Origin of the sequence: Nonomuraea sp. ZG12, from assembly GCF_052068115.1 — a bacterium.
In the GTDB taxonomy this organism is placed as follows: domain Bacteria; phylum Actinomycetota; class Actinomycetes; order Streptosporangiales; family Streptosporangiaceae; genus Nonomuraea.
The window spans coordinates 26,397-34,752 of the sequence record NZ_JBQHCW010000049.1 but is presented as its reverse complement, the minus strand read 5'-3'; the positions used below and the strand labels follow the sequence as shown (position 1 = coordinate 34,752).

Annotated in this window: 8 protein-coding genes; 4 read left to right on the top strand and 4 right to left on the bottom strand. The window is 69.0% G+C overall.

Annotated features, from left to right (window positions below):
* Positions 1 to 181 precede the first annotated feature (181 nt).
* Both sigJ and ACTMTF_RS48195 read right to left on the bottom strand, forming a co-directional pair.
* Positions 182 to 1,132, bottom strand: coding sequence for an RNA polymerase sigma factor SigJ (gene sigJ / locus ACTMTF_RS48200; RefSeq protein ID WP_441116825.1), 951 nt, complete (start codon positions 1,130 to 1,132; stop codon positions 182 to 184).
* A 296-nt stretch (positions 1,133 to 1,428) separates the two neighbouring features.
* On the bottom strand, positions 1,429 to 2,655 hold the full coding sequence (locus ACTMTF_RS48195; RefSeq protein ID WP_441116824.1) for an alpha/beta hydrolase family protein: 1,227 nt from the start codon (positions 2,653 to 2,655) through the stop codon (positions 1,429 to 1,431).
* Between the two features lie 277 nt (positions 2,656 to 2,932).
* On the opposite strand from ACTMTF_RS48195, the gene ACTMTF_RS48190 reads away from it, so the two are divergent.
* Both ACTMTF_RS48190 and pdxR read left to right on the top strand, forming a co-directional pair.
* Positions 2,933 to 4,324 carry a cytochrome b gene (locus tag ACTMTF_RS48190; protein WP_441116823.1) on the top strand — a complete coding sequence of 464 codons (1,392 nt, stop codon included), beginning with the start codon at positions 2,933 to 2,935 and terminating at the stop codon, positions 4,322 to 4,324.
* 44 nt (positions 4,325 to 4,368) lie between these two features.
* Positions 4,369 to 5,814 carry a MocR-like pyridoxine biosynthesis transcription factor PdxR gene (pdxR, locus tag ACTMTF_RS48185; protein ID WP_441116822.1) on the top strand — a complete coding sequence of 482 codons (1,446 nt, stop codon included), beginning with the start codon at positions 4,369 to 4,371 and terminating at the stop codon, positions 5,812 to 5,814.
* Here the strand turns inward: pdxR and ACTMTF_RS48180 are convergent.
* Positions 5,786 to 6,679 carry an NAD-dependent epimerase/dehydratase family protein gene (locus ACTMTF_RS48180; RefSeq protein ID WP_441116821.1) on the bottom strand — a complete coding sequence of 298 codons (894 nt, stop codon included), beginning with the start codon at positions 6,677 to 6,679 and terminating at the stop codon, positions 5,786 to 5,788. The genes pdxR and ACTMTF_RS48180 overlap by 29 nt on opposite strands.
* Positions 6,680 to 6,693: 14 nt before the next feature.
* Positions 6,694 to 7,089, bottom strand: coding sequence for a cupin domain-containing protein (locus ACTMTF_RS48175; protein ID WP_441116820.1), 396 nt, complete (start codon positions 7,087 to 7,089; stop codon positions 6,694 to 6,696).
* A gap of 232 nt (positions 7,090 to 7,321) precedes the next feature.
* On the opposite strand from ACTMTF_RS48175, the gene ACTMTF_RS48170 reads away from it, so the two are divergent.
* Both ACTMTF_RS48170 and ACTMTF_RS48165 read left to right on the top strand, forming a co-directional pair.
* Complete coding sequence (locus tag ACTMTF_RS48170; protein ID WP_441116819.1) at positions 7,322 to 7,579, top strand: hypothetical protein; 258 nt, start codon at positions 7,322 to 7,324, stop codon at positions 7,577 to 7,579.
* On the top strand, positions 7,572 to 8,303 hold the full coding sequence (locus tag ACTMTF_RS48165; protein ID WP_441116818.1) for a sigma factor: 732 nt from the start codon (positions 7,572 to 7,574) through the stop codon (positions 8,301 to 8,303). The genes ACTMTF_RS48170 and ACTMTF_RS48165 overlap by 8 nt, the downstream gene beginning before the upstream one ends.
* Positions 8,304 to 8,356: the final 53 nt, after the last annotated feature.

The window sequence follows — 8,356 nt, the reverse complement described above, 5'->3', positions numbered from 1 at the left end:
CCGAAAGGCCCGAAACGCCCCCATAGGCGTCCCAAACATCCCTCATCGTCCCGAATTATTTCCCTGAGATCACCTCAGTGCCTGGGCGATGGGGACCGGGCTGTTAGAGGCCGCGCCGACCATGTACGTTTCCCGGCGCCGACAAGGAAGTGGTCCGGGATGCCATTTCAGCGCTTCGTACTCAGCGGTTGGAGCCTTTCCAGACATGGAGTTTGTCCGGATTCACTATCAGCCAAATGTCGGTGATGCGGCCGTTGCGGACGGCAATGGCCATGACGCCATTGATTTCGCCGTTGGCATGGGTGGCCAATCCGGGGCGGCCGTTGACGCTCTCTTCGGTGATCTCCTGGGTGAATTTCTTCCGGCGCAGGCCGAGGAAGAAACGCGCCGCCTTCTCGGAGCCGGCGATCGGGCGCAGGGCCGCCCGAACCTTTCCGCCGCCGTCGGTGCGAACGCTGACCTGGGGGTCGAGCAGGCTGATCAGGGTATCGAAGTCGCCATGCTCGCAGGCGTCCTTGAAGGCGGAGACGATGCTGCGATGCTGCTGGGCATTGACGGCGAGGCGCCGGTCGCGCTGGAGGTGCCGCCGGGCCGAGGCGGCGAGCTGGCGGCAGGCCTCCGGAGTACGCCCGACGATGTCGGCGATCTCGGTGTGCGGCAGGTTGAAGACGACGTGCAGGACGAAGGCGACCCGTTCGGCAGGGGTTACGGATTCGAGCATGACGAGCACGCCCATACTGACGGAGTCGTCGAGAGTCACCTGCTCGGCGGGATCGCCCTGCTGGGTTCTCGCGGTGCTCGCCCACCGGGCGTCGCCGGGAAGCGGTTCAGGAAGCCAGTCCCCCACGTACCTTTCACGGCGCGCCCGGGCCGAGGTGAGCTGGTCCAGGCAGATCCTGCTGGTCACCCGCACGAGCCAGGCGGTCTGCGAGCGGATGGCGCGCCGTGCTTCGTCGGACATGGCATACCACCGCGCGTAGGCGTCCTGCACGACGTCCTCGGCGTCGTGGGTGGAGCCGAGCATTCTGAACGCGAGATTCATCAAGGTGACGCGATCGTCCAGCAGCACGGCGGCGCGCTCGTCGAAGATCGAACTCAGGGGGAGGGCGGCCTGCCCCCAGTCGCGTGGCACGACGGCCCCCCTTCCACGGTTCACGTGGGCGCACCACCGAGATCACTGTTTCTCCCGGTTTACAGAGGTTATGCGGCTGTACACCGCATTCATCCCACATCCAAGACAAAAACCGGTCCGTACCCCGCAGTGCCCAGGCAGTTCGTCCGCCGCGCTCCAGGAGAAGCGGCCACAGGATGATGTCCTCACCCTCACCGTGGATGGCGTCACGCTCGCCGTCGCGGACGGTGGTGAACGAGTCGGCGCTCACGGACGGAACCGTTGAACTTCCCCGACCTGTCTGCCCTGCCTAGCCGTCATCGGCCCTTGTGGCCGTTGAGCCAGTTGACGACGTCAGTGGCCGCGCCGCCTTCGTTGTGCGGGGTCAGCACGGAGTAGTGGTCCTTGCCCGGATAGACACGGAACTTGACCGCGGTGCCGAATGCGCGGGCGTTGCGAACCGCTTGCTCGGTCACTGCGATCTTGATGGACGGGTCCCGATCACCCTGGAGCAGCAGCATCGGGCCGGGAGTCTTCCCACGAGGCACACTCTGCGCGTCCAGCAAGGGCTGCAACTTCAGCGCGGCCTCCAGGGTCTGGGGCGTGAACTGGAAGTCGTTCAGCTTGTCGCCGAGGTCGGCGGAGAAGTCCTCCCAGATCTTCGCGGTGCACTCCTTCTCGGCCACGGGCAGCATGTGCATGGCCTGGTCGCCGAGGTAATCGTCGTACCGCAAGCTGGGGTGCAGCGTCTTCAACCCTTGCAGCGCCAGCAGATAGAAGCCGCGGTCCACAGGGCTGGGCGAACCGTAGTTGTAGGCCTGACCGACGTTGGTCACCGGTGCCAGTCCGACCGTGCCCCGAAAATCGAGGCCCCGGCCCCAGGTCTTGGAGAGTTCCCCGGCGGCGATGGCGGCCTGCCCACCCTGGGAATGCCCGACGGCGAACCACGACTTCGACAGCGTGGGCTCGGCCTGGACCGCGGCGCGAACGGCATCGATCATGCCACGGCCTTCGCTGTCGGCCACGATGTAGGGATGCTCACCAAGGGTGCCCAGGCCCTCGTAGTCGGTCGCGGCCACCGCATATCCGGCCTTGAGCAGTTCGACGAGAAAACCGCTGTAACCGTACAGGTCGACCTTGCCGTCCTTGTTTGCCGTGATGGACGGAGCGCACTGGTCGTTGGTGCCGGAGGACCCGTGTCCCCACGACACCACGGGCCAGCCTCCCTTGGGCGCCCTGCCTTTCGGCTTGAGGAGCACCCCACTGACCACGATGTCAGCACCGTCCAGCGACCGGGAGCGATAGGTGATCCGATCCGCCCGCCCGGCCACCGACGCCAGCACCGGGTCGAGGGCGGCGACGGCCTTGGCCGACACCAGCTCCCCCGCGCCCTTGGGACTGGTCACCGAATGTGCCCGCGCCGCAGGTCGCTGCGCGGTCACCGGCTGTTCGCTGCTGTTCTGGGCGCCGAGCGGCGTTCCCGCGGCCAGTGTCGCCGTCACGACCGCCCCGAGGGCGAGACTGCGGAACTTCGTTGCTTGCATCGATGACCTCCCCGATCGCTCCCAGCCGTTGCAGCAGGCCAGGAGTCCTGATGGCTACGACTGTCTCGACGACAGGGACGGGGCCGGTGTGATGATTCACCTCGAACTGTGAGCGAAGCCACACGCGGAAAGGCCCCTATAGAGACAGACGTGATCGCCTCAGCCCTCGACCACGGCCCGATGGCGGTGACGCGAATCACCGTCGCCGACGCGTCATCGCCGTCACACCGAGCGGCCCGATTTCGTCATGTGAATGAGGCAAGGTCAGGGGGACCACATGCGTTCGTTGCCGGCCAAGCGCCGCTCATTTCAGTTCTCGCACTGGTCGTTCATGTTCGCGCAGATCGCCGTCTGGTCGTTCGTCGTCCTGGCGGTGACCGGGGCGGTGCTGATGGTGTTCTACGACCCCAGCATGGCCCGGGTGACCTATGACGGCTCGTACGGTCCGCTACGCGGACTCCTCGTCAGCAAGGCCTTCGACTCCACCATGCATCTGAGTCTGGAGGTGCGCGGCGGACTGCTCATCCGCCAGATGCACCACTGGGCGGCGCTCGTCTTCATGGCGGCCGTCGTGGTGCAACTGCTGCGCATGTTCCTCACCAGCGCGTTCCGCCGCCCGCGCACGAGGCAGTGGCTGATCTGGGTGACGCTGCTGGCACTGGGCATGGCCGCGGGTGAGAGCGGCAACGCCCTGCCGGACGACCTGCTGTCGGGTGGGAGCCTGTGGCTGATCATGTCGGTGGTGCAGTCCGTCCCCGTGGTGGGACCCTGGGTGTTCTCGCTGCTGTTCGGCCCGGACTTCCCCGGTGAGCGGGTCATTCCGGTCCTGTACGGGGGGCACCTGCTGATCGCGGTCGTCATGGCCGCGCTGCTGATCGCCCGTGAACTGCTCCTGCGGCGGCACGGCCACTCCCGGTTCATCGCCACGATGCCGGCGCGGCGGAGCGCAGGTCCGGCGATGGCGCTCGCGACGATCGGCATGCTGATCATCCTCGGGTTCGGTTTCCAGATCGCCCCTATATGGCTGTACGGCCCTGCCACGCCGACGCAGAGCTCGGCGGGCTCGGTTCCCGACTGGTACATGGGATTTCTCGACGGCGCCCTCCGGATCATGCCCGGGTGGGAGCTCACCCTCGGCGACTACACGCTCAGCCTCGCGGTCCTCGTCCCCACACTGGTGGTGCCTGGGGTCTTCTTCACCGCCCTGGCCGCCTACCCGGCGGCCGAGCGCTTCCTCGTCTCGCGACGCGGTCGCCGGGACGAGCTGGGCCGCCCCAAGGCCACGAGCCGCATGACCCGCGAGACGCTCGCGCGTGACCTGCTCGACCGGCCACGCGACACCCCGGTGAAGAGTGCCATCGCGGTCGCCGGCGTCACGTTCTACGGCCTGCTGTGGACGGCCTCGGCCAACGACCAGATCGCCCACCAGTTCCACCTGACCGTCGAAATGGTGACGATCTTCTTCAGGTACGCCGTGGTCATCGGCCCCGTCATCGCCTTCATCGGCACTCGCTGGATCTGCCTCGCGCTTCAGCGTACGGATCACCTCGTGGCCGAGCGCGGCGTGGAGACGGGGATCATCACGCGGTCCCCGGACGGCGGATTCCACGAACGGCTGGCGCCCGCGCAGCAGGAGCGCCGTGAGCCGACGGTCACTTCAGGGCGATGAAGGCGACACTGAGGATAAGAGGCGAGGCCAAAGGAGGTCGGTCGATGCGAGGCTCGCCGGACGATGACCAGGCTGACTTCAGGTCAGGGCTCGACCTGCATCTCGACCTGACCGGCGACCGCGGGGTCGGGCGGTCGCTGGAGACCGCCCTGCGCGAGGCCGTGCGGCGGGGACGACTGACCGCGGGCACCCGGCTGCCCGGCACCCGCAGCCTCGCCGCCGACCTCGGCCTGTCCAGGGGCACGGTCGTCCAGGCCTACACGCAGCTCATCGCCGGGGGGTGGCTGACAGGCGTGCGCGGATCCGGCACCCGGGTGGCCGAGGTGCTGCCGGAGTCCGGCACCAGCGAGGCCGCCGACCACGGTCCTCCGGAGCTCCGCGGCACGGCCCTCGGCGACCTGCGGCCCGGCCGGCCCGACGTCAGCACGTTTCCGCGCGCGGACTGGGTTGCCGGCGTCCGCCGGGTGATGTCGGCGATGGAGTCCGAGCAGATGGGCTACCCCGATCCGGCAGGCATGCCCGCGCTGCGTTCGGCCGTCGCCGAATACGTCTCGCGGACCCGTGGAGTGTGGGCGAGCCCCGGATCGACGGTGATCACCGCTGGGTTCACTCAGGCGCTCGCGCTGCTCGCGCGCACCTTCCGCGGTCTCGGCACCCGGCGTGCGGCCACCGAGAATCCGGGGTTCGCGGTGCACCGCGAACTGCTGGCCGCGGCGGGGGTCGACCCTGTGCCGCTGCCGGTGGACACCGCTGGCTCCGATCCGGCGCGCCTGCCGGACGGCGCGGGGTTCGCGCTGCTCACTCCCGCCCACCAGCACCCGTGGGGCGTCGTGCTGGCGCCCGGGAGGCGCTCGGCGTTCATCGACTGGGCCCGGCGGAACGACGCCTACGTGATCGAGGACGACTACGATGGCGAGTTCCGCTACGACCAGCAGCCGGTTGGCGCGATGCAGGCGCTGGCACCCGACCGGGTGATCTACGCGGGCAGCACCAGCAAGACCCTGGCACCGGGGGCGCGGCTCGGCTGGCTGGTGGTGCCCGCTCCCCTGCGCGGCCCGCTGCTGCAGACCGTGCGAGAGACCGGCTCGACGCCCCCGGTGATCGACCAGCTCGTGCTCGCCGACCTGCTCTCCCGTGGGAGCTACGACCGGCACGTACGGCGGGCCCGGCTGGCTTACCGGCGGCGCCGCCACGAGCTGGCCGAACGGCTGGCGGTGGTCATCGACACGCCGCTCACGGGCGTCGCCGCCGGGTTGCACACGCTACTGCCGGTCGCCTCGGAAGCCGCCGAACGTGAACTGGTCGCCACGGCGGAGCGCACGGGCCTGCTCCTGCAGGGCCTGCACACGGCGGATTACTGGTACCCGATGGCCGAGGAGCGGCCCGCCGCCCTGCTCATCGGCTACGCCACACCGCCGCAGCACGCCTGGCGTCAGGCGCTCGACATGCTGGTCTCGCTGCTTAGCGGGCCGTCCGGAACAAGCCGGTAGGGGTGCCACCGGCGAACGCCGCGAAGCCGTCCTGCCACAAGGGATACCTCGGCACCCAGCCGAGGTGCTTGCGGGCGTAGTGGTTGTCCGCGCCGCGCGCCCACCCGGGCCGGCCGGGGTCCGCAGTCGGCGGAGGTGGTGCACCCACGGCCGCACAGAAGGCGGGCACCCACTCCCGGCCCGACACCGGCTCGTCGTCGCAGACGTTGACCGCATGGCCGGCAGGCCAGGTCAGCGCCTGCACTGCCGCGATGGCGGCGTCATCGGCGTGAACGAAGGAGACCACCTCGTCGTCGGCGGCCAATCTCCCTGCCCGCGCCATGTCCGCGGTGAGGCCGTCGGGCGCATGCCATGTCCCGGGGCCGTAGAGCATCCCGTAGCGCAGCACGACCCACTCAGGCATCTCGTGAACGGCCGCCTCCAGCGCCGCCACGCTCCGCACCCTGCTTCCGCGCTCCCCCGGTGCGGCGAGATCGAGCGGCGTCGTCTCATCGGCCGGCTCGTCGCCGGCCTCGTAGAACCACGCGACGCTCTGTGCCACCATCCGGCGAGCGCCGGCGGCGAGTGCCGCATCGACCAGGTTACGGGTGCCCTCCCTGCGCAGTGCCGCGTTGGCCACGACGTCACCCGCAGCAAGGTCGGTGAGCTGATGCATCACGATGTCGGGGGCAGCCGCTCTGACGGCGGTGGCGATGGCCGCGCGGTCGTGGACGTCGGCCACCACCGGCTCCGCGCCCAAGGCGCGCAACGTGGCGGTCCGGTCGGGCTTCCGGGTGAGGGCGATGACCTGGTGCCCCCCGGCGACCAACCGGGGCACCACCCGCCGGCCGATGACTCCTGTCGCTCCCGCGAGGAAGATCCGCATGCCGGTCGCCCTCACTACGAACGGGGAGCGCGGCGGTCACGGCGGGCCGCGAGCTCCTCGTCGTCGACGTAGGTGAGCATCGGCTCACCGGACACGCAGAACATGACCACGACGAACCGGCTCCACCGGTCGGACAGGTTGTTGGCCGCCTGGTAGTGGATGACGTCGCCACCGGGCTCCCAGAACGCCTCGCCCGCGCGGATCACCCGTTCCGGCTCACCCTCGAGCTCGAAGATCATCTCCCCGTCGATCATGTAGCCGTAAACCGGGCCCGAGTGCCGGTGCGGCGGGGAACCGAGGTCGCCGGGCGGCAGCTCGATGAGCACAGTCATCGCATGGGCGGGATCGGGAAGCTTGAGCGGCGTCCCGTCAAGAAGCAGAGTGAGTTCGGAATTTCCTTTGAGATCCATGCCATCGACGCTAGGTGGGAAACGGACCAGTGAACTAGTCCACTTTCAGGCTGCTCGGCTGCACCACTTGCCTCAGTCGAGCGGACCAGAAGCGATCACATGAGCGAGGCGAAGCAAGCGATCAGGCTCCGCGAGCTGACACGGTCGACATCGCAAGCGTGTCGGCTCCGCTCTTGCTTGATCCCTGCGGTGTCCGCCTCACACGGGAACGCCCCTACGTCGTCGTAGAGGTATGAACGTCACACAACCCTGGGCAGTCCGGCTTCGGTGCGGCGGCTACGTGACCGTGGTGTCGGCCGACCGCCTCGCCGGAAAGATCCGGGCGGTCGACGACACGCCCCGCGGCACCGTACTCGACGACGGGCTCGGCTCCTGGTCCAACGAGCTCGACAGCCGATACGTCCGCCGGATCCTGGGTCAGGAGCGCCGCCGGGCCGGTGCCTACCACTGGGCCGAGCATGTCCGCCATCGTTCCGTCCGTCATGTCTGAGCCCGACCGACCCGGGCGCTGGTCCGACGTGGGGATCAGCACGATCGTGGGCGAGCGGCGTCTGCTGGGTGCGGTCGCTGAGCGTCTGCTCGGCTCGGCGCGGGACGCCGAGGACGTAGTACAGGAGACCTATGCCCGCTGGTACGCGATGCCGGAGGATCTGCAGGACGAGGTCGGTTGGCCTACCGCTTGGCTCACCAGCGTCGCGAGCCGCCTGTGCTTCGAACGGCTGAGCGGGGCGCGTGTGAGCCCGCTCCTCCTGGCCGAATCCCGTCACCCTGGCGAACGCGCGCCCCGTAGCGGACCGATGACGCCCCGGGTGCCCGCCTACCGGTATGACCGCATCGTCCAGGCGTTCAAGAGGGCTTGCGAGGGGACGGACGGGGTCGGCGAGTTGACCGTACTGCTCGCTCCCGACGTCACCGTGATCACGGACAGCGGCGGCCGGGTACGCGCCCCTCTCCGACCGATCACCGGCGCTGACCAGGTCGCGCGTTTCGTCGTCGGCCTGTTCGGCGGGCAGGCCGACGTGACCTTGGTGGAAGCGTCGATCAACGGCGGGCCGGGGCTCGTCGTCCGCGTGGGCGGCACCACGGCTGCGGTCGTCATGCTGCGCACCTGCGACGACCGCATCCAGGACGTGTGGATCATGATGAATCCTGACAAACTCCGCGCATGGCGGGGGCACGAGGACCCTCCGCCAGACACAAGGCGGACACGATGACGCGGCCCGTGGATGACGGTGTGCCGGGCCCACGTCCTCACGTTCACGCCGGC

What these genes read in the sequence shown, in the direction of transcription:
- ACTMTF_RS48195 (WP_441116824.1), bottom strand. Translation starts at nt 2,655, where the DNA reads ATGCAAGCAACGAAGTTCCGCAGTCTCGCCCTCGGGGCGGTCGTGACG.
- ACTMTF_RS48190 (WP_441116823.1), top strand. Translation starts at nt 2,933, where the DNA reads ATGCGTTCGTTGCCGGCCAAGCGCCGCTCATTTCAGTTCTCGCACTGG.
- pdxR (WP_441116822.1), top strand. Translation starts at nt 4,369, where the DNA reads ATGCGAGGCTCGCCGGACGATGACCAGGCTGACTTCAGGTCAGGGCTC.
- ACTMTF_RS48180 (WP_441116821.1), bottom strand. Translation starts at nt 6,679, where the DNA reads ATGCGGATCTTCCTCGCGGGAGCGACAGGAGTCATCGGCCGGCGGGTG.
- ACTMTF_RS48175 (WP_441116820.1), bottom strand. Translation starts at nt 7,089, where the DNA reads ATGGATCTCAAAGGAAATTCCGAACTCACTCTGCTTCTTGACGGGACG.
- ACTMTF_RS48170 (WP_441116819.1), top strand. Translation starts at nt 7,322, where the DNA reads ATGAACGTCACACAACCCTGGGCAGTCCGGCTTCGGTGCGGCGGCTAC.
- ACTMTF_RS48165 (WP_441116818.1), top strand. Translation starts at nt 7,572, where the DNA reads ATGTCTGAGCCCGACCGACCCGGGCGCTGGTCCGACGTGGGGATCAGC.